18 protein-coding genes and 3 tRNA genes are annotated in these 25,515 nt (G+C 65.4%); 9 read left to right on the forward strand and 12 right to left on the reverse strand.

Annotated features, from left to right (window positions below; translation table 11 throughout):
* Positions 1–2: 2 nt before the first annotated feature.
* Positions 3–2,933 carry a leucine--tRNA ligase gene (locus O3656_RS00580; RefSeq protein ID WP_500062138.1) on the reverse strand — a complete coding sequence of 977 codons (2,931 nt, stop codon included), beginning with the start codon at positions 2,931–2,933 and terminating at the stop codon, positions 3–5.
* Between the two features lie 124 nt (positions 2,934–3,057).
* Between O3656_RS00580 and O3656_RS00585 the strand changes: the two genes are divergently transcribed.
* On the forward strand, positions 3,058–3,504 hold the full coding sequence (locus O3656_RS00585; RefSeq protein WP_500062139.1) for an HIT family protein: 447 nt from the start codon (positions 3,058–3,060) through the stop codon (positions 3,502–3,504).
* 151 nt (positions 3,505–3,655) lie between these two features.
* Here O3656_RS00585 and O3656_RS00590 read toward each other — a convergent pair whose 3' ends face one another.
* The gene (locus O3656_RS00590) at positions 3,656–4,324 is read right to left on the reverse strand and encodes a metal-dependent transcriptional regulator (protein WP_500062140.1); all 669 of its coding nucleotides are present in this window, start codon (positions 4,322–4,324) and stop codon (positions 3,656–3,658) included.
* Between the two features lie 181 nt (positions 4,325–4,505).
* On the opposite strand from O3656_RS00590, the gene O3656_RS00595 reads away from it, so the two are divergent.
* The 3 genes from O3656_RS00595 (at position 4,506) to O3656_RS00605 (ending at position 6,793) form a co-directional block, all read left to right on the forward strand.
* A tRNA-Lys gene (locus tag O3656_RS00595) sits at positions 4,506–4,578 on the forward strand.
* 34 nt (positions 4,579–4,612) lie between these two features.
* Positions 4,613–4,685, forward strand: a tRNA-Lys gene (locus tag O3656_RS00600).
* A gap of 410 nt (positions 4,686–5,095) precedes the next feature.
* Positions 5,096–6,793, forward strand: a complete 1,698-nt coding sequence (locus tag O3656_RS00605) for a cell wall protein (RefSeq protein WP_500062141.1) — start codon at positions 5,096–5,098, stop codon at positions 6,791–6,793.
* Positions 6,794–7,328: 535 nt separating this feature from the next.
* Here O3656_RS00605 and O3656_RS00610 read toward each other — a convergent pair.
* The 10 genes from O3656_RS00610 to O3656_RS00655 all read right to left on the reverse strand — a co-directional run bounded on the left by O3656_RS00610 (position 7,329) and on the right by O3656_RS00655 (position 16,956).
* Positions 7,329–8,279 (reverse strand): LPXTG cell wall anchor domain-containing protein, encoded by a 951-nt coding sequence (locus O3656_RS00610; RefSeq protein ID WP_500062142.1) that lies wholly within the window; start codon positions 8,277–8,279, stop codon positions 7,329–7,331.
* Between the two features lie 259 nt (positions 8,280–8,538).
* Positions 8,539–10,233, reverse strand: coding sequence for a hypothetical protein (locus O3656_RS00615; protein WP_500062143.1), 1,695 nt, complete (start codon positions 10,231–10,233; stop codon positions 8,539–8,541).
* On the reverse strand, positions 10,218–11,021 hold the full coding sequence (locus O3656_RS00620; RefSeq protein WP_500062144.1) for an ABC transporter ATP-binding protein: 804 nt from the start codon (positions 11,019–11,021) through the stop codon (positions 10,218–10,220). The genes O3656_RS00615 and O3656_RS00620 overlap by 16 nt, the downstream gene beginning before the upstream one ends.
* A 105-nt stretch (positions 11,022–11,126) precedes the next feature.
* Complete coding sequence (locus O3656_RS00625) at positions 11,127–12,122, reverse strand: hypothetical protein (RefSeq protein ID WP_500062145.1); 996 nt, start codon at positions 12,120–12,122, stop codon at positions 11,127–11,129.
* Positions 12,123–12,193: 71 nt separating this feature from the next.
* Positions 12,194–12,667 carry a peroxiredoxin gene (locus tag O3656_RS00630; RefSeq protein WP_500062146.1) on the reverse strand — a complete coding sequence of 158 codons (474 nt, stop codon included), beginning with the start codon at positions 12,665–12,667 and terminating at the stop codon, positions 12,194–12,196.
* A 53-nt stretch (positions 12,668–12,720) separates the two neighbouring features.
* A tRNA-Leu gene (locus tag O3656_RS00635) sits at positions 12,721–12,801 on the reverse strand.
* 78 nt (positions 12,802–12,879) lie between these two features.
* Complete coding sequence (gene mnmA / locus O3656_RS00640) at positions 12,880–13,971, reverse strand: tRNA 2-thiouridine(34) synthase MnmA (RefSeq protein WP_500062147.1); 1,092 nt, start codon at positions 13,969–13,971, stop codon at positions 12,880–12,882.
* The gene (locus O3656_RS00645) at positions 13,972–15,177 is read right to left on the reverse strand and encodes a cysteine desulfurase family protein (RefSeq protein ID WP_500062148.1); all 1,206 of its coding nucleotides are present in this window, start codon (positions 15,175–15,177) and stop codon (positions 13,972–13,974) included.
* Positions 15,174–16,151, reverse strand: coding sequence for an electron transfer flavoprotein subunit alpha/FixB family protein (locus O3656_RS00650; protein WP_500062149.1), 978 nt, complete (start codon positions 16,149–16,151; stop codon positions 15,174–15,176). The genes O3656_RS00645 and O3656_RS00650 overlap by 4 nt, the downstream gene beginning before the upstream one ends.
* 1 nt (position 16,152) lies before the next feature.
* Positions 16,153–16,956 carry an electron transfer flavoprotein subunit beta/FixA family protein gene (locus O3656_RS00655; protein ID WP_500062150.1) on the reverse strand — a complete coding sequence of 268 codons (804 nt, stop codon included), beginning with the start codon at positions 16,954–16,956 and terminating at the stop codon, positions 16,153–16,155.
* A 192-nt stretch (positions 16,957–17,148) separates the two neighbouring features.
* Here O3656_RS00655 and glgX point away from each other — a divergent pair, with 192 nt between their 5' ends.
* The 5 genes from glgX to glgB all read left to right on the forward strand — a co-directional run bounded on the left by glgX (position 17,149) and on the right by glgB (position 25,459).
* Positions 17,149–19,437 carry a glycogen debranching protein GlgX gene (gene glgX / locus O3656_RS00660; protein WP_500062151.1) on the forward strand — a complete coding sequence of 763 codons (2,289 nt, stop codon included), beginning with the start codon at positions 17,149–17,151 and terminating at the stop codon, positions 19,435–19,437.
* A 47-nt stretch (positions 19,438–19,484) separates the two neighbouring features.
* The gene (gene trpS / locus O3656_RS00665) at positions 19,485–20,585 is read left to right on the forward strand and encodes a tryptophan--tRNA ligase (protein WP_016461147.1); all 1,101 of its coding nucleotides are present in this window, start codon (positions 19,485–19,487) and stop codon (positions 20,583–20,585) included.
* 29 nt (positions 20,586–20,614) lie between these two features.
* Positions 20,615–20,872: a hypothetical protein gene (locus O3656_RS00670; protein WP_500062152.1), complete on the forward strand. Its 258-nt coding sequence runs from the start codon at positions 20,615–20,617 to the stop codon at positions 20,870–20,872.
* Between the two features lie 184 nt (positions 20,873–21,056).
* A complete protein-coding gene (locus O3656_RS00675; protein ID WP_500062153.1) occupies positions 21,057–23,099 on the forward strand; it encodes a maltotransferase domain-containing protein in 2,043 nt (680 codons plus the stop codon).
* 164 nt (positions 23,100–23,263) lie between these two features.
* Positions 23,264–25,459, forward strand: a complete 2,196-nt coding sequence (glgB, locus tag O3656_RS00680; protein WP_500062154.1) for a 1,4-alpha-glucan branching protein GlgB — start codon at positions 23,264–23,266, stop codon at positions 25,457–25,459.
* Positions 25,460–25,515 lie beyond the last annotated feature (56 nt).

Genomic DNA, 25,515 nt, shown 5'->3' on the forward strand with positions numbered 1-25,515 from the left:
CCTCACTTCTTGACGACGACGTTGACCAGCTTCGGCGCGCGGGCGATCACCTTGAGGGGCTCCGCGCCGCCGAGGGCCTTGACGATCGGTGCCTCGGCCAGGGCAGCAGCGACGAGGTCCTCCTCGGAGATTGAGGGGGCGACCTCGATGCGGGCCTTCACCTTGCCGTTGACCTGGACGACGGCCGTGACAGTGTCCTCGACCAGCAGCGAGGCATCCTCGACGACCGGGAAGGGCTCGCGAGCCAGCGAGGATACGTGACCCAGGCGGCTCCACAGCTCCTCGCACAGGTGCGGGGCGACCGGGGCGAGCATGAGGATCAGAGGCTCGATCGCGTCACGCGGGACGACATCCAGGCTGGTCAGGTGATTGTTCAGGACGATGAGCTTGGAGATCGCGGTGTTGATGCGCAGGTTCTCGTACTCTTCGGTGACCTCGGCGATCGTGCGAGCCACGAGGCGACGCGTCTTGTCGTCCGAGGGCTCATCGGACACGGTGACCTCGCCGGTCTCCTCGTCGACGGCGTTACGCCACAGGCGCTGGAGGAAACGCTGGGAGCCGACGACCGCACGGGTCTCCCACGGACGCGAGAGGTCGAGGGGACCCATGCTCATCTCGTACACGCGGAAGACGTCGGCACCGTAGGCGTCGTACATCTCGTCGGGAGTGACGATGTTCTTCAGGGACTTGCCCATCTTGCCGTACTCGCGGCCCACGGGCTCGCCCTTATAGGTGAAGCCGTTGGTCTCGTCGCCCTCGACCTCGTCGGCGGGCACGTACTGGCCGCGCGAGTCCGTGTAGGCGTAGGCCTGGACGTAGCCCTGGTTGAAGAGCGTGTGGTAGGGCTCGGAGTCCGGCACGTGTCCCAGGTCGAAGAGGACCTTCTGCCAAAAGCGCGAGTAGAGCAGGTGCAGGACAGCGTGCTCGACGCCGCCGACGTACATGTCGGTGCCGCCGCTGACCTTGCCCTCGCGCGGACCCATCCAGTACGCGAGGTTCTCCTCGCCGGCGAAACGCTTCGCGTTCGTCGGGTCGGTGTAGCGCATCTCGTACCAGCACGAGCCCGCCCACTGCGGCATCGTGTTCGTCTCGCGGCGGTAGCGCTTGGGACCATCACCCAGGTCGAGGGTGACATTCACCCATTCCTCGGCGCGACCCAGCGGAGCCTCGGGAGACGAATCGGCGTCGTCCGGATCGAAGGTGCGCGGGCTGTAGTCGCTGACCTCGGGCAGCTCGACTGGGAGCATCTCCTCGGGCAGGGCGTGCGCCACACCGTCCTCGTCCCACACGATCGGGAAGGGCTCGCCCCAGTAGCGCTGACGGCTGAAGAGCCAGTCGCGCAGGCGGTAGGTGACGGTGGCGTGGCCGAGGCCCTTGGCAACCAGCCACTCGATCATGGCGGCCTTGGCCTCGTCCTTGGCGAGGCCGTTGAGGTCGATCTCATCGTTCGCGGAGTCCACGGCGACGCCGTCACCCGTGTACGCGCCGGCCTCGAGGTCGGGACCGTGGGGGTCGTCCGCGGGGCCGATCGTGCGCACGATGTCGAGTTCGTAGGCGCGGGCGAACGCCCAGTCGCGGTCGTCGTGGGCGGGCACGGCCATGATGGCGCCGGTGCCGTAGCCCCACAGGACGTAGTCGGCGACGAAGATCGGGATCTCGCGGCCGTTGACGGGGTCGATGCCAAACAGGCCGGTGAACACGCCGGTCTTGGTGCGTTCCTCGTCGGCGCGTTCGGCCTCGGACTTGGCTGCGGCCTGGGCGCGGTAGGCGGCAACGGCCGCCGCGGGGGAGGCGGCGCCGCCCGTCCAGGCGTCCTTCGTGCCCTCGGGCCAGGAGGCGGGCAGGGTGAGCGCGGCCTCGTCCCCGGCGTCGCCGCCGACGGTTCCGCCGAGGATCGGGTGCTCGGGGGCGACGACCATGAAGGTCGCGCCGAACAGCGTGTCGGGGCGCGTCGTGTAGACGTCGAGGGAGTCGAGGCAGGCGCCGGCCTCGCGCGCACCGGGCACGTCGAAGCGCACGGTCGCGCCCTCCGAGCGGCCGATCCAGTTGCGCTGCATCGTGCGCACCTTCTCGGGCCAATTGATCGTGTCGAGGTCGTCGGCGAGGCGCTTACCGTAGGCGGTGATGCGCATCATCCACTGGCGCAGGTTGCGCTTGAAGACCGGGTAGTTGCCGCGCTCGGAGCGACCGTCCGCGGTGACCTCTTCATTCGCCAGAACCGTGCCCAGGCCGGGGCACCAGTTGACGGGGGCCTCGGACACGTAGGCGAGGCGGTAGGAGTCGACGACCTTCGCCTGAGCCGCGCGGTCGAGCGAGTTGTAGTCGGAGCCGTCCTCCGGGCGAATCTCGCCGGACTCAAGCTTGGCGATCAGCTCGGAAATCGGACGGGCCGCGCCCTGGGAGCCGTCGGGGGCCGTCGCGTCGGGATCGAACCACGAGTTGAAGACCTGCAGGAAGATCCACTGCGTCCAGTGGACGTATTCGATGTCGGTCGTCGCAAAGGAGCGGCGCGAGTCGTGGGACAGGCCCATGCGGCGCAGCTGGCGGCGCATATTCGCGATGTTCTGGTTCGTCGTGATAGCCGGGTGCTGACCGGTCTGGACGGCGTACTGCTCGGCGGGCAGGCCGAACGCATCGTAGCCCATCGTGTACAGGACGTTGTCGCCCTTCATGCGGCGGTAGCGCGCGAGCGTATCGGTCGCGATGTAACCCAGCGGGTGACCCACGTGCAGGCCCTTACCCGAGGGGTAGGGGAACATGTCGAGAATGAAGTAGGGCTTGCGGGAGGCCAGCGGGCCAGCCAGTTCACCCGTGGGGTTGTCCGCATAGAACGTGCCCAGCTCCTCCCAGTGGTCCTGCCACTTCGTCTCGATCTGGCCTGCGAGCTCAGCGGTGTAGCGCTGGGCCGGGGCACTCTGCGGATTTTCGCTCATCTGTGCGTTCCTCGCTTAACGATGGGTCGCGTAACAATACTCCCCACCAGGGTAGTTCACGCCCGCGCGCCCCGCCGGATGCGATGAGCTTCCGAAGCGGGCGCGAATAGGTGACAATAGTCGCATGAGCACTGTCTTTGAAAACATCATCACGGGCGTCTGGCCCGGACGCTTCGTGTGGGCAGACGACCTGTGTGTCGCCTTCGCAACGATCGAGCCGACGTCTCCGGGGCACGTCCTCGTCGTTCCGCGCACCCCCTACGAGGCGTGGACTGACGCCCCTTCCGATGTAGCCGCGCACCTCATGAAGGTGGCGCGCGCAATCGGCCTCGCCCAGAAGACCGCTTTCGATGTGCCGCGCGCCGGCCTCGTCATCGCAGGCTTCGAGGTCCCCCACACGCACCTGCACGTGATTCCCCTGCGCGATGAGTCCGACGTGCTGCTCTCGAAGGCAGCGCCGGCCACCGATGAGGAGCTCGATAGCGCGATGACGGCGCTGCGTCAGGCTCTCCTGTCTGCAGGTCACGGCGCGCACGTGCCCCCGTCGATGGGATCCGCTGCGCTCGCCTGAGCGCCATCGCTCCCCTCTTCTGTGCGCCCCGCGAGGGCGCTCCCAGCCCGCCCAGCCGCATCGGTCAGGTGGGCTGGGTCGTTTCCGGGCCTCGTCAATGAGGACGCGTCAGGACCGAACGATCCCGTTGCCGGAGTGTCGCCCAGGCTCGTCAGTCGCGCACGATGATGCCCGAGGCCTGGGAGGGATCCAGGACAAGCATCTGCCCATCGTCGAGGAGGACCGTCACTCCGTCGGCTCCGGTGGCGACGACAGCGATGTGAGCGCCGGGGACGAGGCCGACCTCTTCCCACGCACGTAGCGCCTCGGGGTCGCGGTCGGGCAGCCGGTCGATGATCCCCCCGGCCGCAGCGTCGAGTTCATCGAGAGGACTGCCGGCGAGGCCATCACTGGAGCCATCGGCACGCGGGATCGGATCCCCGTGGGGATCGCGGCTCGGGTACCCCAGCACGCGGTCAAGGCGGTCGAGGAGCCGATCAGAGACCGCGTGTTCGAGGATTTCTGCCTCTTCGTGCACTTCATCCCAGGAGAAACCGAGGGCCTCATGCAGGTAGGTTTCGAGCAGGCGGTGGCGGCGCACCATACCGAGAGCAATCGTCCGTCCCTGCGAAGTCAGGCGCACCCTCCCGTAACGCTCGTGTGTCACGAGGCCTTGGCGGGCCAGGCGCTGGACGTTCTCGGTCGCGGTTGAGGGAACGACGCCCATGTGTTCGGACACATCCTTGGGCTTGACACCATCACGCCCCGCCTCCTCGGCACTCCACACGAGCTTGAGAATGTCCTCCACGACCGTGGAATATGCGCTCGACGCGTCCGACATGGCGTTCCCCTTTCATCTGAGGCCCCATTGTAGGTGTCCGGATACCACCCACTCGCTGCGTGCGCCCATCGCACGACCCACCGGCCGCATGCCAAGCGTGCGACATAGGCCACGACACCCCTGATTGACTTGCACCAAGCGAAGCGCGCCTGTATATTTATCTCTCGGTTGCAAAACCCCCGCGTCATTAGCTCAATTGGCAGAGCAGCTGACTCTTAATCAGCGGGTTGAGGGTTCAAGTCCCCCATGACGCACAGCTTTCCCGGCTTCGGCTGGCGAAAGTACCCCGCGTCATTAGCTCAATTGGCAGAGCAGCTGACTCTTAATCAGCGGGTTGAGGGTTCAAGTCCCCCATGACGCACAAACAACCGGCGGCTTTCGGGCCGCCGGTTTTTCGTATCCGTGCCTCCGCTCCCCCGTTTTTCCAGTGTTGACCGCAGCCCCGCCAGATCTCCGGCCGCGCCTGAGAGAACACTCAATCCAGAGCTCAGAACGCAAGAGACGATGTACTTTTTCGACCATGTGTATACAACATTTCGACCATGTGTATACTACGGAATCATGAATCATGGCATTTGATTCGCACACCTACGACTGGGGAACATCATGAGGAAAAGCCGGAGAGTTCTGGCGATGGGTGCCGGTTTGGCTCTTGTCGCTGCAGGTTCGGTCACAATGTTTGCGCCTCGCAGCGCACAAGCCGATGCGGAGCCCTTCCCCCTCTCACAATACGTCTCATCAACAAGCACGACTGTGTGCAACGCCAACCCTGTGATCACGACCTATCACGGTACCGTCGTGCTGGACATTCCGATCACTGCGCTTCTGGCAGGCCACGAGGCCGAAATCCGCGCTGCGGCAGCACAGGGACTCTCCCCTCATGACTCCGGCAGCGACTACAACTCCGATATCGCACTGACCGTGAGTGTCCCTGATGGAGTCATGTTGGGTACGGGTCGCGCGACATCTACCTCGTCAATGCTCACCAACACCTGGTTCTCCCCCAACTCTGACCACACACAGGTCACTGCGAACATCCAATTCAAGGATCTGTCCTGGCAGCAGCTGCTCGATATCTTCGATGCAGAGAAAGCCAACCCCGGTCAGCATACGATCAAGGTCCAGGTCCCCTATGCCGTTGGCACAATTGACCCCGCGGAAGCGACTCAACTGGCCAGCGAACAGGTGACCGTGACGGGTAGGTTCAACTTCTTCGCATCATCGACGACCCCCGCTCAGATCTTTAACTTCGATACGAAGACCCTGGCACTCGCGCAGTCGCCTACCAACTGCTTCGCGTCCGCACCAACCCGGACAACGCGCTGGGTTGATGAAGAGGACGGCCACGACTTACAGCCCCCAAAAACCGGGCCAAACTTCTTCCAAGCCGCAGGATTTCCCGACTACGAATTCTCCACTCATGAGTTGTCTGCGGATGGCTTGACCGGTATTTACAAGTACAAGAAGGTATTTGGCTCTCTTCCAGTCAATGGCGATGACCCGACAATCGACACCGACTTTAAGGTCGGCCTGGATGGGAACGCTCCGACTCAGGCGGAACAGATCTACGCCGAGAACAAAGATTCTCTGCTGGCCATTGAGAACGTCGTTCACCTGGATAACCTTCGCGGTGGACGCATTGCGAAGCTCCTCCAGAAATACGACGAGACTCCCAACGCGTTCGACGATATTGCACTGAAGAATGCTCACTTGGGCTTCACAACCCAGATCACTCTTCCTGCGCAACTGAAGTTTGCTGACCCCTCGGCCATCTCGGTGACTGGGCTTCCCCAGGGCTTCTCAGCGAAGACAGTGGCAGTCAACGGACAGACCGCAACGGTTACCGTGGACTTCGATAACCCCGATCAGATCACCACCATCGCAGCCCTCAAGGACGCGATGGGTGCGCTTCACGGTGATGCGGTGATCACTATTCAGAAGATTGCCTTCACCGAATCCGCAACTGCCGATACGGATTACCAGATCGATCACCTCACGCAGGGCACTATCTCGGTTGATGTTGAGAAACAACTCGGTGTCATCGTCATGCCCGGGCAGCCTTCACCCGCATGCCCTCCAACTTACGGCGACTACGACGCTATCAAACCGGCCGAGCCTCGTTCTGTTGTTGGAACAGTATTTGATCCTCCATCGCCCGCATGCCCCCCTACAGACACCCCTTATACCGCCGGATGGAGGCCCCCCATGACTGGCCCTTCTGTCGGATGGGATGAAGCTCCGCTCATGGTGCACCCCCTGAAGTTCACGACCAGCGAGGCGCATCCCGACGTGACGCGACTGTCCTTCAAGCCCGGTCCGACGCCTACACCGACGACGGTGACGCCCTCGGCTCCTCCTAAGCCTGCAACACAGCTCGCCAAGACCGGTGCTCTCACCGGCGATGTGCTGGTACTCGCTGCCGCGACGGGCGCTATCGGTGCCGCAGCAATGCGGAGGAAGCGCTCTTAATTCGCGTTTCACAGTCATAGGCGGGGTGCCGGTGATTCACCGGCACCCCGCCTTATTTGGGTGAAGGCCAAAACGTGTTGGCTGTGAGGGGACATTTCGGCTTGGTGGTGTGCCACAGCCGGTGTTGAAGGTAGGGTTTCATCGTGGTGGTTTAAACACTCCCCAGGGCCCAGTATGCGGGCGAGTGATAGCCGTTCAGCCCGATCGTCGATGAGGTTCATGACGTCATCTTCCTCGACGGCATCCACCTGGGCCGAAGCACTGTGGTCCTCATCGCCCACACACCCGATTGTGTGCCGGGCTAGGACGCGGCCGAGAGCGAGAATTCTCAGCTCTGAGAAGCTCTCGTGCCAACGAACGGTGGCCAAGCACAACCCTCAGGAACCGCGGCCGAGCACGACACCAACCAACGGCGAGGCCGGGGTACCCCCACAGGGAGCCCCGGCCTCGTCCTTCAAGCACTACGTGTGGCTCATCTGTATCGGATTACCACACCGGCTCGTGTCGCGGCGATCGGCATGACCGCTCCGACATGTCAGGCACGCGCTCTTCTCACGGCGATAGCACCTGCGCCCAGGAGCGCCAGGACGCCAGCCGCGCCAGCAAGAACCGCGGCATCGCTGCCCGTCTTCGCCAGCCCGTGGGAGGGAGCGGGCGTGCTCCGAACCGGAGTCGTGGGAGCAGTGGGTGTGACGCCAGCGGGAGTCTGAGGAGTGGGGGTTGCAGGTGTTCGGGGTGACGGGGTGGAAGGCGTCTGAGGTGCAGGTGTTGCGGGGGTGGCAGGTGTGGACGGGGTAGAAGGCGTCGACGGCGTGGAAGGAGTCGACGGCGTGGAAGGAGTAGACGGCGTGGAAGGAGTAGACGGGGTAGAAGGTGTGGATGGAGTAGACGGCGTAGACGGGCTAGGTGCCGGCGTGGGCTGCGCGGTGATCTTGCGGATCAGGATGTCCGTGTCGACCCCAACAGCGCGCGCGTTCGCAGGATCGTTGGGATCGACAGTCCGGGCAGCCGCATCGAATCCTCGAATCGTTTGGCCCGGGACGATTTCGTACCCATCGGGCAACGCCGGGAGCGCCGTGAGCGCGGCGCGCGACGGGTCATTCTGGTCGTTACCGTAGGACTGTGCCGCGTGCACGGTGCCGTCGGCATCAACGAGACGAACCTTACCGAGGGGTGAGTAGAAGACCTGGCACGCAAAGTGCAAGTCAGGCTGATCCGGATCGAAGTTCATTGCAGGAGCGCTCACTTCCAGCGTGTACTGGCCGGCGACGACGGGACTGGGAAGCACGGGGAGCCCACCGGCCCCTTCGCGCGGAGTGTACTCCTGGCGGGGTTCGATAATGGTGCCGTTTTCATCGGCGAGGTAGCAGGTCGCCGGTCCCGCGACGTCCGCAGCATAGGTGGGTGAAGGCAGAAGGGCGGGAAGAGCGGCGGCACTCAGGGCGGCTGCTACGACCAGAGAACGCGACATTGATGGGAGACGCATGGAATATTCCTTTCTATCGATGGTCAGGTTATGAGCATCACATTACCGAGTATCCGCATTCTTGTCTACACGCTATGCCCAGTTTTTCATTAATCCAGCGCACCGCGATGTAACGAACGCCTGGTCAGGGGCCACACGATACCGCTCATCATCAGCGGCGTTCCCCCGGGGACCAGGCAGCAACATTCTCGGGCACAAAGGACGAGGCCGGGGCACCCCAGTGGGCAACCCCGGCCTCGTGCCTCCGATTCACATGACATCAGTGTCCCGGCCAGCTGCGGATCGACGTCAGAGCGGCGACCGCGTACCGGTCCCACACGCGCCCACCAATCCGCACGGCAGCCTCAAGGACGAGGACCGACCAGGCGAGGGCCACGACATAGGCAACCCAGTCCGGAACGAAACCGAAGGACGCGAGCGCGAGCAGCACGTAGGACGGGATCTGCAGGACCGCGGTACCCGCGAAGCCTACGAGCTGCAGCAGCATCGTCATCAGGAACGACCCGGTACCCTTCGTCGCCAGCGGCGACGTACCCGGAGGCTGCACCGGGTAGACCCATCGCGCATTCACGACGAGGGTCGTGGCGGCCGCCCCCGCGAAGAGGACGACGCCCATCACCTGGTGGAACATGAAATCGGAGGCGCTCGCACCTGCCACAGCATCATGAATGAGATAGCCGATGACCTGGGGCACGAACACGATGAGCGACCCCACGAGGCGCCCACGACGTTCCTCACGACCGCTCATCCCCGACGACACCACGATCCAGGCACCCGTCGAATCATATTGCATGAGCGCGCCGGTCGTCAGGCCCGTCGTGATGGGCACCAGGTAGAGGAAGATGCCCGACGTGAACTCGAATGACTGCCCATCGGCCGCCAGCCGCCCCATAAAAATCGCAACAACCGGGAACAGCAGCGCAAGCACCATGTTCATGTTCAGGCGCGTATCGACGATCCAGTAGCGCAGCGTACGCGCGGCCAGGGAGGCGCTGCGCACCCCGAGGCCCAGCCGCGTGAACAGGTCGACGCTGCGCAGGCCGGCGGCTCGCGACTGGGCGGAACGACGACCGCGCTCTTCCTCTTCGAGGGACTCGTCGATGAGGTGGCGCCCATCGTCGATGGCGCGCTGAGCGTCAGCACTAATCTCACCGGCGTATCCACTCATGACGGGGCGCAGGACCGCCAGCCAGGCACGCCAGCCGACGAGCGCGGTCGCAACCACGATGAGCACGCGGAGAGCCGCCGCCACCCATGCACCCTCAAGCAACGAGGCAACAACCCCGAAGGGAGCGCCGAAGGGCGTCCAGAGCGCGACGTTCAATCCCGCCTGGAAGACCTCGACGGAGAAGTTCTGACTTAACACAGACATCCAGTAGCCCATGGGGGTCAGCACCATCATGAAGACGACGGCACCCAGGACGGTCACAGCGTCTTTCTTTCCCGAGGTGTCGAGGCGCACCGCGAACCAGGTTCCGACCGCACGCGCCCACAAAACCGCGAGAGGGAGCGTCACGAGACCAGCGATGAACCAGCCGAGCGCCTCAATCCACTGGGCGCGCCACAGGGCGAACCAGACGGGCAGGAAGAGCACCATGGCGGACAGGAGACCGCCGGGGCCCACTGCCGTCGCCGCGGCCAGGCCCGCGCCCAGGCGCCCACTCGGTCCCACGTAGGGCGACAGGCGCACAGGATCCACCGAGTTATCCATCGACGCGAAGATGATCGGGAGGACCAGCCACAGCAGGAAGACAAAGGGGCCAACGATCGGCATCACCGACGAGGCCTGGGGCGCTTCATCGGACTGCGCGAGGAATGCGGTGCCCACGAGCGCGGAAGCGTAGATTGCGCCAAAGTACAGAGCACCGAGAACGGCCAGAACGAGAACGACCGTCTGCTTGCGGACAGTGTTCCAGATGATACGAAGCTTGAGGCGAATCAGTTGCCCAACCACGACAGACCTTCCTCGGAGTGGACGCCGCCGACCAGAGCAGTGAAACGCTCCCCCAGGTCTCCGCCCTGGGCGACCTCGTCGGTGGTTCCGGCAACGAGCACACGCCCCTTATCGATGATGGCCACGTGAGTGCACAGCTGCTGGACGGTCGCCATCACGTGCGAGGACAGGATCACCGTGCCCCCGCGCTTGGTGTAGTCGGTGAGAATCTGGCGGATGTTGGCCGCAGAGACGGGGTCCACGGCCTCGAAAGGCTCATCGAGGACGAGGACTCGCGGGGAGTGAATGAGGGCGGCGGCCAGGGCGATCTTCTTCGTCATGCCCGCCGAGTAGTCGCTGATCAGCTTCTTCCCGGCCTCGGCCAGGTCGAGGGCGGCCAGGAGCTCGTGAGCGCGCTCGCGGGCGGTGGACGCGTCGAGGCCGTGGAGCATGCCGACGTGGACGAGGAAGTCCGGGCCGGAGAGGCGGTCGAGCAGGCGCATGCCATCGGGCATGACGCCGAGCAGGCCGCGCGCCTCCTGGGTTCGAGCCCACACGTCGACGCCGTGTACAAAGGCGGTGCCACGGTCGGGGGTGAGCAGGCCGGTGGCCATGGTCAACGTCGTCGTCTTGCCAGCGCCGTTCGGCCCGACGATCCCGTAGAAGGATCCGGTGGGGATGTCGAGGGACAGGTCCGCGACGGCGATGAGGTTTCCATAGACCTTGACGAGGCCTCGGATCGCCAGTGCGATATCGTCCCCAACGGGGGCGGCGGGTGCCGCAGGTGCGGCAGGCTGCGTTTCGGACACGAGATTCTCCTTCAGGCATTGAAATACCTCCCCATTTTACGAGAGATACAGGCCAACGCTTAGGAGCACTTCCCGAGAGGCAGACGTCACGACCGGCAGGAAAAGTCAGCGAGCACTGATGATAACGGTCAGTCCCTGCTCCGGTTCATACGTCCAGGTCGCCTTGTAGGACCCCCACTCCTCAGACTGGGTTCCGTCGATTGCACGCGTCGCATACATGCGTTCGCGTACCGACGAAGGGGTGTCAAGCTCGCGCAGAACGCACTGGAAAATCGGCGTCGTCAAACCGTTACCGCTGTCATTGAAACCTTCAAGGGTGAGCGACGTCTGATCGCTGGCGAGCCGGGCATAGATGCCTCCCGCATGACACGAATCGACAGCATCCGACAGGCTTGTGGAAACGGACGGGCGCGTCATGTAGAGGCCTGCGACAACAGCTCCGACGAGCACGAGCGCCGTGAGGAACCCGAATAGAAACATGACGAGGCCATGGTGCCGGCCACCACGACGCACTGGGCGTTCGCGACGAGCCAGCCGCGATTCAATCTGGGCAGAACGGAGGGCCTCAGCCTCGCGCCGCGACGCACCTCCAACGTGAGAAGAGCGCGCGATTGCCTGCTCCGACGACGATGACGCCTCGACAATCGCGCTGTGCTGCCCACCATTTCGCTGCGCGGGCGCACCCACAACGCGCATGGTGGTTCGATGCCAGTCACTATGGACAGGAACGCCGGGGCGCTGATCACCCTCGAAGGCCACCACAGCCTCGTCTCGATCCGCATACTCGCGGGCAGGAGTAGGAGGCGCCGCGACGTCCCCAGCCTGCGCGGGAGCGCCGTCGCGCACCACCGCCTTCTGCTGCGCCACCGTCACAGCATCCTTCGAGGGGCGAGACTGAGCCGATGCGCCGGACGCCTTCCGTCGAACCACCGCAACCTCGGCGGTGATGACCTGCTCATCAGAGGAGACAGACTCGGGCACGCGGGCCATCGTGGGCAGGCTCGGCTGCTTGCGCGCACGCACAGGTGCAGCGTCGGCCGGATAGTCCTGCGCCACCTGTCCCGCACCGATTCGATACGCGTCAGGCGTCGTAGCCGCCATGAGTCCTCCACGAGTAACTAGCTGTCAGTTTCTTGACAATCATATGTACTAGTTACTCCGAAAGCAACCGATCAGTCGATACCGAGAGCCTTACGCAGGCGCGCCACGTGCCCCGTCGCCTTCACGTTGTACTGAGCCAGAGCCACCGTCCCATCAGGGTTGACAACCACGGTCGAACGGATAATGCCCACGTAGGTGCGGCCGTAGTTCTTCTTCTCACCCCAGGCACCGTAGGCCTCGAGGATCTTATGGTCCGGATCCGAGGCCAGCGGGAAGGTGAGGGCCTGCTTCTCAGTGAAACGCTCAAGGGCGGCCATCGAGTCGGCGGACACGCCGATGACCGAGTAACCGGCCCCCTGCAAGGAAGCCAGGGAATCGCGGAAGTCGCACGCTTCCTTCGTGCAGCCGGGCGTGGAAGCCTTCGGGTAGAAGTAGACGACGACGCCACGGGAGGAGGCTGCGAGGAGATCCGCCAGGGACAGGGTTCCCTGGGTGGTCTCAGCGGTAAAGTCGGGGGCCTGCTGGCCAATGTCCAAAACGCTCATGACCTCAGTCTATCGAGGGCCACTCCCCCGATGCGACCGGGCATGAGCCATCGTGCGCGAGATGGGACTCGAACCCACACGTCAAAGACACTGGAACCTAAATCCAGCGCGTCTGCCAATTCCGCCACTCGCGCGCGCACCCCAGTGTAACGGATGCGGGCGAGGCCGTCCGCATGCCTTCGCCCACGTCCGCGTCGCCGTGGCGCAACGCCTTAGCGCCCGGTTGCGTCGATAGTCCCTTCGCCCAGGACTCGACTGCCACGATAGACAACCATCGACTGACCGCGGGCGACGCCGCGCGCGCTGTCCGCAAGGACAACGCTGATGGTTCCGGCATCACCGTCGCGAGTGAGCGACGCGACAGGAATGGGCGTTCCGTGCGCGCGCAGCTGCACGAAAAGGTCGGTGGCGTCCGATCCATCGTCATCCGACGCAAGCCACACGGCATCCGTGGCCGTAATCCGCGAGATGGACAGGAGCTCGGAGGCACCCACGACGACCTGATTGCTCTCCGGCCTGGTCTCGAGGACGTAGCGCGGACGGCCGTCGGGTGCGGGCGCACCGATTCCCAAGCCCTTGCGCTGGCCGACCGTGTAGTTCCAATAGCCTTCGTGACGGCCGAGTACCTCTCCATCGGGAGTGACGATCTCACCCTCAGCGGCGCCCAAATGGGAGCGCAGAAAACCCTGCGTGTCGCCGTCGGGAATGAAGCAGATGTCGTAGGAGTCCGGCTTGTTGGACACTCCCAGGCCCAGGCGCTCGGCCTCCGAACGCACCCACGCCTTGTTGGGAGCATCACCCAGCGGCAGGACCACCCGGGTCAGTTCCTCGGGGCCCATGACAGCCAGGACGTAGGACTGATCCTTCAGGCTGTCAGCTCCGCGGTGCAGCTCAGGCCCTGCCGCCCCATCCTTGATGGCCGCGTAGTGGCCGGTGCACACCGCGTCGAATCCGAGCGCGCGGGCTCGGTTGGCCAGCTCTCGAAACTTCACGAACTCGTTGCAGCGCACGCACGGATTGGGGGTGCGACCGGCCTTGTATTGGGCGACGAAGTCGGTGATGACGGTCTGCTCGAATTCGCTCGCGAGATCCCACACGTAGAACGGGATGCCGATGATTTCAGCGGCGCGCGCAGCGTCTCCGGCGTCCTCGATCGAGCAGCATCCGCGCGAGCCGATGCGGCACTCCTGGGGCTGGGAGGACAGCGCCATGTGGACGCCGACGACGTCGTGCCCGGCCTCGACGGCCTTCGCGGCGGCGACGGCGGAGTCCACGCCGCCGGACAGTGCTGCCAGAACTCGCATCTAGCGTTCCTCGTTTCGTTCGTTGCGCACGTGGCTGATGCCGTCCAAGGCGGCACCCGCGCGGATCGCCATCGGCAGGGCAGCCAGGAAGGCGTCGATGTCCTCGCGCGTCGTCTCATGGCCGAGCGAGACGCGCAGGACGCCGAGGGCCTGCTCTTCGCTGCGTCCCATCGCCATGACGATGTCGGAGGGGCGCGTCACCCCCGCGTGGCAGGCGGACCCGGCGGACACGGCGATTCCGGCCATGTCGAAAGCCATGAGGACGGCCTCCGGGCGGGCGGTGGGCAGGGAGAGGTGGATGATCGCACTGGACGAGGCCGACTCCCCCACCGTCGCGCTCACGCCGTCCGGCAGGTGGGACAGCAAGTGGGCGCGCAGGTCCGCTGCGCGGGTCGCGAAGGCGGCGCGCTCGGAGACAACCTCGGTGAGGGCGGCGGCGAGTGCGCACGCACCCGCGACGTCTGGCGTGCCCGAGCGGATCGAGCGCTCGTGGCCGCCGCCCGGGCGGTCGGTCGTCATGGGAATGCCGCGCCGTGCGACAAGGACACCGGTGCCGGCGGGGGCGCCGACCTTGTGACCACCCACGCTCATGAGGTCCAGGCCGAGGACGGTGAAGGACACGTCCAGCGTCGGAATGGCTTGGGCTGCGTCGGAATGTGCGAGGCCACCGCTGGCATGAACAAGCTCAGCGAAGTGCGCAACCGGCTGGATTGTGCCGATTTCGGAGGACACGAGCGTCATGGAACCAAGCGCGAGGCGACCGTCCCACGAGCCGGGCGCGTCGTCGCCGGAAACACCAGGCAGGACGGACACGCCGCCCGCATCCACGGGCAAAACCTCCCAGTCGAACCCTTCTCGTGACGCGACCTCGCGCTGATGAGAGACCGCGTCGTGCTCAAGGCCCGAAACGACGATGAGGTCGCGCGCGCCGTCGCGCCCACGCATGCCGCGGGCCGCAGCCATCACGCCCAGCGCGTCGGACTCCGTGGCACCGGACGTGAAGATCACCTCGTGGATATCGGCCCCGAGAGCGAGCGCAACCTGTTCGCGCGCGTCGTCGAGCATGCGACGGGCCCGCCGCCCTCCAAAGTGGAGGGCGGCGGGATTGCCGGGGGTGGCAGCCAAGTCACGCTGGGCACGCGTCCACGCCTCGAGGGCGCTCTCGCGCAGCGGCGTGGTGGCCGCGTGGTCGAGATAGACGCTCACGCCTGGGAGCGCGCCTCCTCGATGGCGGCCAGGGCCGCGGGCACGACCTCGGTCACGTCGCCGACAACACCGAAGTCTGCGATCTCGAAGATCGGGGCGTCGGGGTCATCGCACACGGCGACGATGTGGGCGGAGGACTGCATACCCACCGTGTGGTGAATCGCGCCGGAGACGCCCAGGCCGATGTACAGGTTCGGGGTGACCGTCAGGCCGGTCTGGCCGATCTGCTCGGCACGCGGGGCCCAGCCCTCGTCACAGGCGACGCGGGTCGCGCCCACGGCACCACCCAGCGCGTCGGCGAGCGAGCGAACCAGCTCGAAGTCACCGTCTACGCCGCGGCCACCGCAGACCACGGTGGAGGCGTCGGTCAGGGACACGCCTTCCTCCTCGTCGGGCACGCTGGAAACAACCTGGATCGAGGAAGCCTCGGGGGTCAGCTCGACGGACAGGGCCTGCGGGCTCAGGGCAACGGGAGAGGCCACCGGGGCCTCGTCGATGACGCCGGAGGCGATGCCGACGATCGGAGTCTGCCCCTCGAGGACGATGCGCATCGACCACGAACCGCCCAGGGCGGTCTTGCCGATCTGGAGGACCCCACCGTCGAAGCCAACGGACGAAGCACCGGAGACCACGCCGGCCTCGGTGAGGGCACCGACGCGACCGGCGATCTCACGACCGCGGTAGTCCGAGCACAGGAGCACCAGGCCGAAGCTGGCGGTGGACAGCGCGGAGATCACCGCGTCAGAGGCCACGACCGAGGAACGCCCGGCGTCACCCAGGTCGGCATGCAGCAGCTGGGTCGCGCCCAGCTCCGACAGGGCTGCCACGTCGGGCGTGGCGGCCAGGGACAGGGCAACGACGTCAGCGCTGGTCAGGGACGCAGCCAGCGTCACGGCCTGGCGGGCCAGGGGCGTCAGGTGATCGCCAGCCTGATCGGCCAGAACAAGAATCGGGGAACTCATCTGCTGCGTCATGTCACTTCACCACCGAAAGGATGTAGTCGGCCAGAGCGCGCCCGCCCTCGCCGGCGTCCTGAATGATCGTGCCCGAACCGTCGCGGGTGTTCTCCTCGCCGTGGGTCACGGCGGTCAGCGCGCGGCGCATCACGAGGCCCTCCCCGCCGGGAACCTCGACGAGGTCGTCGATGCCCCACTGATCCAAGGGCTTCTTGCGGGCGGCCTTCATGGCGGCAAAGGCCGGGTAGCGCGGCTCGTTGATCTGGTCGGTCACGGAGACGACCGCAGGCAGCGCGGCGCGCACGGTCTCGGTGTAGCCGTCGACGGCGCGTTCGATCGTCACAGTACCGTCCTCGACGCTCAGGGAGCGGGCAAGGCCCAGCAGCGGCATGTGTGCCTTGGCGGCCAGTGCGCCGGGCAGCATGGAGGTCATCGCGTCCAGCGAGGCCATGCCGGTGATCACCAGGTCGACCGGGCCGCACTCTTCGCTGATCTTCGCAATCGCGACGGCCAGGACGGAGGCGGTCGTAATGACGTCGGAGCCCTCCAGGAACTCATCGGAGACGATGTAGGCGCGGTCCGCGCCCATCTGCAGGGCGCGCATCAGGGAGTCCTCGGCGTCTTCGGGGCCCATCGTCAGCGCGACGACCTCAGCCTCGCGGCCTGCGTCCTCTTCGAACTCCTTGAGCTGAACGGCAGCCTCAATGGCGTTCTCGTCCAGTTCGTTCAGCACATCGTCCTCACCGCGCACCAGGCGGCCGCCCTCAAAACGGCGTTCGGACTGCATGTCGGGGACATGCTTCACACACACGACAATTCTCATGCCTTCTAGCGTGCCACATTCCGCGCCTCACGCCCATATATATGAGGGTTGCCTCACCAGCGCGTGCCGCTGTTCATAGCCCCTACCAGTTCCTAATCCGACCGCTTAATTAACGGTCACGTATGATGGAGGGTGACTGCATCTATCAGGCTTGGGCGCAGTCAATAATTCGTCAGAAAGAGGCACTCTTTTATGTCCGAGCGCTCCGCCTCGCCTTGCGTCCCCACCGTGCGCGTCACCGAACCGAACCCCGTCCCCTCCCGCCTGGGAGTTTTCCGCTCGGGCGACGGGCTCGATGTGTCCGTGGTCGCGCGGGGCGCGTCCGGCGTGGATATGTGCATTTTCGACGAGGCCGGGGCTGAGACACGCTACGCCCTGATCGGCCCCCATACCGGCATCTGGCACGGCCACATCCCGGGCTTTGGCGCGGGGACCCGCTACGGCTTCCGCGTTCATGGTCCATGGGATCCGGACGGAGGCAAGTTCTACAACTCGCACAAGCTCCTTCTCGACCCCTACGGCCGGGGTGTCGACGGCGTCGTCGATATGAAGCCTGGCGTCTACGCGCACTGCGTCGACGAGGATCTTTACCCCTCCGAGTACCCGCTGCGCCGCTCCCCCATTGACTCCGCTGCCTACATGCCGCGTTCGGTCGTCGTGGAGCCCTCCTTCCCGATCGAACCCCAGCCGCATACGCCGTGGGAGACGACGGTCATCTACGAGATCCACGTCAAGGGCTTCACGAAGAACATGCCCGGCGTGCCCCCACAGTTGCGTGGCACCTACGCGGGACTGGCTCACCCGGCCTCGGTGTCGTACCTGAAGGACCTGGGTGTCACCGCTGTGGAACTGCTCCCTGTCCATGCCAAGTGCGACGAGCCTTTTCTCACCGAACGAGGCCTGACGAACTACTGGGGCTACTCGACGCTCTCCTTCTTCGCTCCCGAACCCTCCTACGCGACCGAGGCCTCGCGTGAGCGCGGTGCCCAGGCGGTCGTCGATGAGTTCCGCGGCATGGTCTCCCTACTGCACCAGGCTGGCATCGAGGTCATCCTCGACGTCGTCTACAACCACACGTGTGAGGGTGGAGACGCCGGCCCCTCCCTGTCGTGGCGCGGCCTCGATTCCGACCTGTACTACCGCCACACGACCTCTCGCCCCGTCCAGGCGATCGACGTGACGGGTACCGGCAACACCGTGAACATGGATCACCCGAAGACCATTCAGATGGTGCTGGATTCGCTGCGCTACTGGGTCCGCGAGATGGGCGTGGACGGCTTCCGCTTCGACCTGGCGGCCACGCTGGGCCGTTTCGCGACCGGTTTCAGCCCAATGCACCCGCTCCTCATCGCGATGGCCACGGACGATCTGCTCGCACACGTCAAGCTCATCGCCGAGCCCTGGGACGTGGGCCCCGGCGGCTGGCAGACAGGCAACTTCCCGGTTCCCTTCTCCGAGTGGAACGACCACTACCGCGGCGCCCTGCGTAACTTCTGGCTGGCTGACGTGCGCGCCCAGGCCTCGGGCCATGTCGTCACGGGTCCCAACGACCTCGCAACGCGTCTGTCCGGCTCCCAGGACGTGTTCGAACACGGGCTGGGTCGCCTGCGCGGCCCACGCGCCTCGATCAACTTCGTGACTGCCCACGACGGCTTCACGCTGGCGGACCTGACGGCCTACGACCGCAAGCACAACACGGCAAACCTGGAGAACAACCGGGATGGGTCGGACGACAACCGCTCGTGGAACCACGGCGTGGAGGGCACGCTTGCTTCGAACGGCACGCACCCGAGCGCCGACACCCCCTACGCGATCCTCTCCGACATGACGATCGCTGACCTGCGTGCGCGCTCCCAGCGCAACATCCTGGCGACAATGTTCGTCTCCTCGGGCACACCGATGCTGACGGGCGGCGACGAGTTCGGCCGCACCCAGTACGGCAACAACAATGCCTACTGCCAGGACGACCCGATCTCGTGGGTCGATTGGGACCTGGCTGAGGGACAGCTCGAGCAGATCGACACGGTGTCTTGGCTCATCGCTCTCCGTCAGGCCCATCCGGTTTTGCGCCCCGACCGCTTCGCGACCGGCACGCCGCACGGCGGCGACACGATCCCTGACCTGTCGTGGTACACGGCGCAGGGCACGCCGATGCCGGACTACGGTTGGACAGACGCACGTCACCGCACATTCCAGATGCTGCGCTCGGGCGTGACCTGGGGTGACCGCGATGCCCTCATCATCATCAACGCGAACCTGGACGGCGCCGAGGTCACACTGCCTGAGGGCCACGATCTGGACTGGCTGGTCGCCTACTCGACCGTGTGGGCGACACCCTCCGAGGGCGGCGTCGGCGAGACACATAACCCGGGCGAGCTCTCCCTTGAGGCTGAGCACGTCGCTCCGCGCTCCACGTTGTCGATTGAACCGCTGTCCGTGACCATCCTGCTGTCCGACGTCGCGTTCCGCCCCGAACACTGAGCGCCCTCAAGTTTCATTTACTCCCACCCACTCGTTAGGATTGACGCATGACTCGCAGTGAAGATGCCCTGGAAACCGCAACCTCCGATGCCTCGCTGGCCCGCTCCAAGGCCCGCAGCGCCGAGATTGACTTGGCGATCGACCAGGACCCCTCGCGTTTCCGCATCCTCACGGGTGACCGCCCGACCGGCCACCTGCACCTGGGCCACTACTTCGGCACGTTGCGTAACCGCGTGCTCCTGCAGAACCGCGGGGTGGAGACCTGGGTCCTGGTCGCCGACTACCAGGTGATCACCGACCGCGATGGCGTGGGTCCGATCCGTGAGCGCGTCCTCGGCCTCGTCGCCGACTACCTGGCCGCGGGCATCGACCCTGAGCGCTCCACAATCTTCAACCACTCGGCGGTTCCGGCCCTCAACCAGCTGATGCTGCCGTTCCTCTCTCTGGTCACCGAGTCGGAGCTGCACCGCAACCCGACCGTGAAGGCCGAGCTGGAGGCGACCGAGGGCCGCGCAATGACCGGCCTCATGCTCACCTACCCCGTCCACCAGGCCGCCGACATCCTCTTCTGCAAGGCCAACATCGTGCCCGTGGGCCAGGATCAGCTCCCTCACCTGGAGCAGGCTCGCCTGATCGCGCAGCGTTTCGACAAGCGCTACGGTCGTGCGACGCCCGAACGTCCCGTGTTCCCCCGCCCCGAGGCCCTCCTGTCCGAGGTCCCGCTGCTGCTGGGCACGGACGGGCAGAAGATGTCGAAGTCGCGCGGTAACACGATCGAGCTGCGCATGAGCGCCGACGAGACCGCGAAGATCCTCAAGAAGGCGAAGACCGACGCCGAGCGACGCATCACCTTCGACCCGGAGGGCCGTCCCGAGGTCTCCAACCTCCTGATGCTGGCCTCCCTGGCCACGGGCGAGGCACCCGAAGCGATCGCGGATCGCATTGGTGACGCGGGCGCGGGTACCCTGAAGGCCCTCGTCACCGAGTCCCTGAACGAAATGCTCGCTCCCCTGCGTGAGCGTCGCGCCGAGCTCATCGCGAACGAGGACTACCTGCTGTCCATCCTGCACGCCGGTAACGAGCGCGCCAACGAACAGGCCGATCAGACCTTGTCCGAGGTGCGCACCGCCATGCAGATGAACTACTGATTCCACACATTCCCCCCTTGGAGGCCACCATGGCATACAACCAGTTCCCCGAGCATCCCGACGACTCCGTCGGCTCGTGGATGATCACTCTTCTTCTCGTCGGCATCCCGCTGGTCGGCTTCATCTACCTGCTGGTGCTCGCGCTCGGTTCGGGCAGCTCGCCTGCGAAGCGTAACTTTGCGCGCGCCATGTTTATCTGGCAGATCATCGGCATCGTCGCGACGATCCTGATGTTCGTCCTCTTTGGCAGTGCGATCATGGCGGGGCTGCAGAACAGCGGCTACTGAGCATCTCACTCATCAACGGAAGGTAGTTCCTGGACATCTGGGGGCTACCTTCCTTCCGTTTGAGCGGAATTCCAATGTATTGGACGAAAATTAAAATCTTGACAGACCATGAGAGCGCCCTCCGCATCACCGAGGCATGGGCATCGGTTTTTCCCGGACGCATCCATAGGCTAGTGTGGGTCTCGTGAGCGAGAAACTGTTGCCCCGTATCCCGATCATCGAAGTGTTCCCCGTCATTGAGGACGGCACACTTCCCGCTAAGGCGACCGAAGGCGAGCCTTTCCCCGTTCGTGCGACCGTGTTCCGCGAAGGGCACGACGCATTCGCCGCCGAGGCCGTCCTGCTGCGCCCGGACGGAGGTGAATACTCCCGCACGCGCATGGTAGACATCGCCCCCGGCCTCGACCGCTACGAGGCCTGGGTGGCCGCGAACACCCCCGGCGCCTGGTCCTTCCGCGTGGACTCCTGGTCGGACCCCTACGCGACGTGGCGCCACGATGCGACCGTGAAGGTCGGCGCCGGCGTCGACGTCGAGCTCATGCTCGAGGAGGGCGCTCGCCTCATGGAGCGCGCGGCCGAAGGCACGGCCTACGGTAACCCCTCCCAGGGGCGTCCCCCGGCCTCGGACATTGACGTCCTGACCGACGCGGCGCGCCGCCTGCGCGACACCAGTCATTCCGCCCAGCAGCGCCTCTCCGCGGGCATCTCCTCGCGCGTGCGTCTCATCTTCCGCGACCATCCGCTGCGCGACCTGATCGGTTCCTCGCGCGTCTACCCGCTCGACGTGGCTCGCACAAAGGCACTGGCGGGCGCTTGGTACGAGATCTTCCCGCGCTCTGCGGGGGCCTTCCAGCACCCCGACGGCACGTGGGTCTCCGGCACGCTCGCGGGGGCGGCGGACGATCTGCCGCGCATCGCAGGCATGGGCTTTGACGTCGTCTACCTGACCCCGGTCCACCCAATCGGCACGACGCACCGAAAGGGCAAGAACAACGCCCTGGAAGCCGCTCCCGGCGACCCTGGTTCCCCCTACGGCATCGGCTCCCCCGAGGGTGGCCACGATGCTATCCACCCCGAGCTCGGCGATTTCGCTGACTTCGACCGCTTCGTCGAGCGCGCCCGAGGCCTCGGCCTGGAGGTCGCCCTCGACCTGGCCCTCCAGTGCTCCCCCGACCACCCGTGGGTCAAGGAGCACCCCGAGTGGTTCACGACGCGCGCCGACGGCACCATCGCATACGCGGAGAACCCACCCAAGAAGTACCAGGACATCTACCCCCTGAACTTCGACAACGACCCCGAGGGCATCTACCGGGCCGTGCGCGACGTCATCGAGCTATGGATCAACCACGGCGTGACGATCTTCCGCGTCGACAACCCGCACACGAAGCCCATCCCCTTCTGGGAGCGCCTCCTCGCCGACGTCAAGGCGCAGTATCCGGGCACACTCTTCCTGGCCGAGGCCTTCACGCGCCCCGCCATGATGCGCACGCTCGGCGCGATCGGCTTCGACCAGTCCTACACGTACTTCGCGTGGAGGACCGCCAAGCAGGAGATTGAAGAGTACCTGCGCGAGGTCTCCGAAGAAACCGCGCACCTCATGCGACCGGCCTTCTGGCCCACGACGCACGACATCCTCACTCCGCAGATGTGGGACGGCGGCACCGCGATCTTCGCGATCCGCGCGATGCTCGCCGCTCTGGGCGCACCCACGTGGGGCATCTACTCCGGATACGAGTTCGTGGAGAACGAGCCGCGCGGCACCTATCAGGAGCCCAACAACAACGAGAAGTACGAGTTCCGCCCGCGCCGCTGGGAGGACGCCGAGCCGATCGGCATCTCGCGCCTCTTCACGCTGCTCAACGCCGCGCGCACCAAGCACCCCGCGCTGCGCCAGCTCCACCAGATCCGCATCCACACGACCTCCTCGGATCGCCTCATCGCGTTCTCACGGCACATTCCCGGCAAGTTCACCTCCGACGGTAAGCCCGACACCGTCATCTGCGTGATCTCCCTGGATCCGCACGAGGGCGTGGATGCCGCCGTTGAACTCGATCTCGAGGCCATGGGCCTGGCGACCCCCGGTGGTCACATTACGGTCGTCGACGAGCTGGATGGACGCTCCTACGTGTGGGGTTCCTCCAACTGGGTGTCCCTGTCCCCTGTGACGCGCCTCGGCCATGTCTTCAAGGTCGAACCCGCCCACACATCCCCCTGGGCGCAAGCCTAACGAGGCTCGTGCGCCCGCACGCTACCATCTCGGTGTGCCGGGCGCACGACGCCCCTCCATAACCCCGCCAATATGAGACCCGGCTCCCTTTTTTGCCGGTCAGACGCTAGACTTATCAACACCAGTGAACTGAGCGGTTCACCCATCTGGAGTAAGGAAAATCCATGAGCTGCGAACTTACGCCGATCCCGGTCAATGACGACATCCTCGACGCCGTTGCCTCAGGCTCCTACTACTCGCCCCACTCCGTGCTGGGCGCCCACCTTGGCGACGACGGCGTCACCATCCGTGTCGTCGCGCACCTGGCCGACGCGGTCGACATCATCACGCCGACGGGCGCCTACGCTGCATCCCACGAGCGCGGCGGCATCTGGGTCGCGGCCCTGCCCGACAAGGAGATTCCCGCCTACCGCATGTCCGTCACCTACGGCGATGAGACCATCGTGCGCGACGACCCCTACCGTTACCTGCCCACGCTGGGCGAGATGGACACCTACCTGATCTCCGAGGGCCGTCACGAGAACCTCTGGAACGTCCTGGGCGCGCACGTGAAGACCTACACCGACGAGCTCGGCGAGACAACCGGCACTGCCTTCGCGGTGTGGGCCCCCAACGCACGCGCCGTGCGCGTCGTCGGCGAATTCAACTACTGGGACGGCACGCAGACCTCCATGCGTTCGCTGGGTTCTTCCGGCGTGTGGGAGCTCTTCATTCCCGAGGTCGGCGTGGGTGCGCGCTACAAGTTCGAGATCCAGGGCCCCGGCGGCAACTGGTTCCAGAAGGCCGACCCGCTGGCCCGCGCCACCGAGATTCCCCCGGCCACCGCCTCGGTCGTCACCGACTACTTCCACGAGTGGACCGACCAGGAGTGGATGTCCACCCGTAAGGATCGCAACGTCCACACCGGCCCGATGTCCATCTACGAGGTCCACGCGGGCTCGTGGCGCCAGGGACTGGGCTACCGCGAACTGGCCGACGAACTAGTCCCCTACGTCAAGCAGATGGGTTTCACGCACGTGGAGTTCATGCCCCTGGCTGAGCACCCCTTCGGTGGCTCGTGGGGCTACCAGGTGACCTCCTACTACGCCCCCACCTCGCGCTACGGCACCCCGGATGACTTCCGCTACCTCGTGGATGCCTTCCACCGCGCGGGCATCGGCGTCATCCTTGACTGGGTTCCCGCCCACTTCCCGAAGGACGACTTCGCGCTGGCCCGCTTCGACGGCACCCCGCTGTACGAGGATCCGGACCCGCTGCGCGGCGAGCACCCCGACTGGGGCACCTACGTCTTCAACTTCGGTCGCCGCGAGGTGCGTAACTTCCTGGTCGCCAACGCCCTGTACTGGCTCGAGGACTTCCACATTGACGGCCTGCGCGTCGATGCGGTGGCCTCGATGCTGTACCTGGACTACTCGCGCAAGGACGGCCAGTGGCGTCCCAACCAGTACGGTGGCCGCGAGAACCTGGAGGCCATCGAGTTCATCCAGGAAGCGAACGCGACCGCGTACCGTCGTCACCCCGGTATCGTCATGATCGCCGAGGAGTCCACGGCATGGCCCGGCGTGACCGCCCCGACGTCCGGCGGTGGCCTCGGCTACGGCATGAAGTGGAACATGGGCTGGATGAACGACACGCTGCGCTACCTCAGCGAGGATCCGGTCAACCGCCGCTGGCACCACGGTGAGCTCACGTTCTCCCTGGTCTACGCCTTCTCCGAGAACTACGTGCTCCCGCTCTCGCACGACGAGGTCGTGCACGGCAAGGGCTCGCTGATCTCGAAGATGCCCGGCGACAAGTGGCAGCGCCTGGCGGGCCTGCGTTCCCTGTACGCCTACCAGTGGAGCCACCCGGGCAAGCAGCTCCTCTTCATGGGTCAGGAGATCGGCCAGGAGCAGGAGTGGAACGAGTCCTACTCCCTCGACTGGTGGCTGCTGGATCAGGAGGGCCACGCAGGCGTCGCGGCTCTTGTGGAGCGCCTCAACGCGATCTACGCCTCCTCCCCCGCCATGTGGGATGACGACTACACGGGCTTCGAGTGGATCGACGCCTCGGACGGTGACCACAACCTGATCTCCTACCTGCGGAAGGGAACGGACGAGGCGGGCAACCGCGAGGTCGTCGTGTGCATCTCGAACTTCGCTGGAAACCCGCACGAGGGCTACCGCGTGGGCCTGCCGTTCGGCGGCGAGTGGGTCGAGATCCTCAACACGGATGCCGAGGAGTTCGGTGGCTCGGGCGTGGTCAACGTCGGTACCATCACCGCCGAGGACACCCCGTGGAACGGTCGTCCGGTTTCCGTGTCTCTGCGCGTGCCGCCGCTGGGTGCCGTGTGGCTGGTGCCTGCCTCGCAGGTGCGCTGACGCCGTAGGCTTGTACAACGAGGCCGGGGCAGGGTTTCCTGCTCCGGCCTCGTTCG

It is taken from the genome of Pauljensenia sp. 27098_8_83, from assembly GCF_041432695.1.
Taxonomy (GTDB): Bacteria; Actinomycetota; Actinomycetes; order Actinomycetales; family Actinomycetaceae; genus Pauljensenia.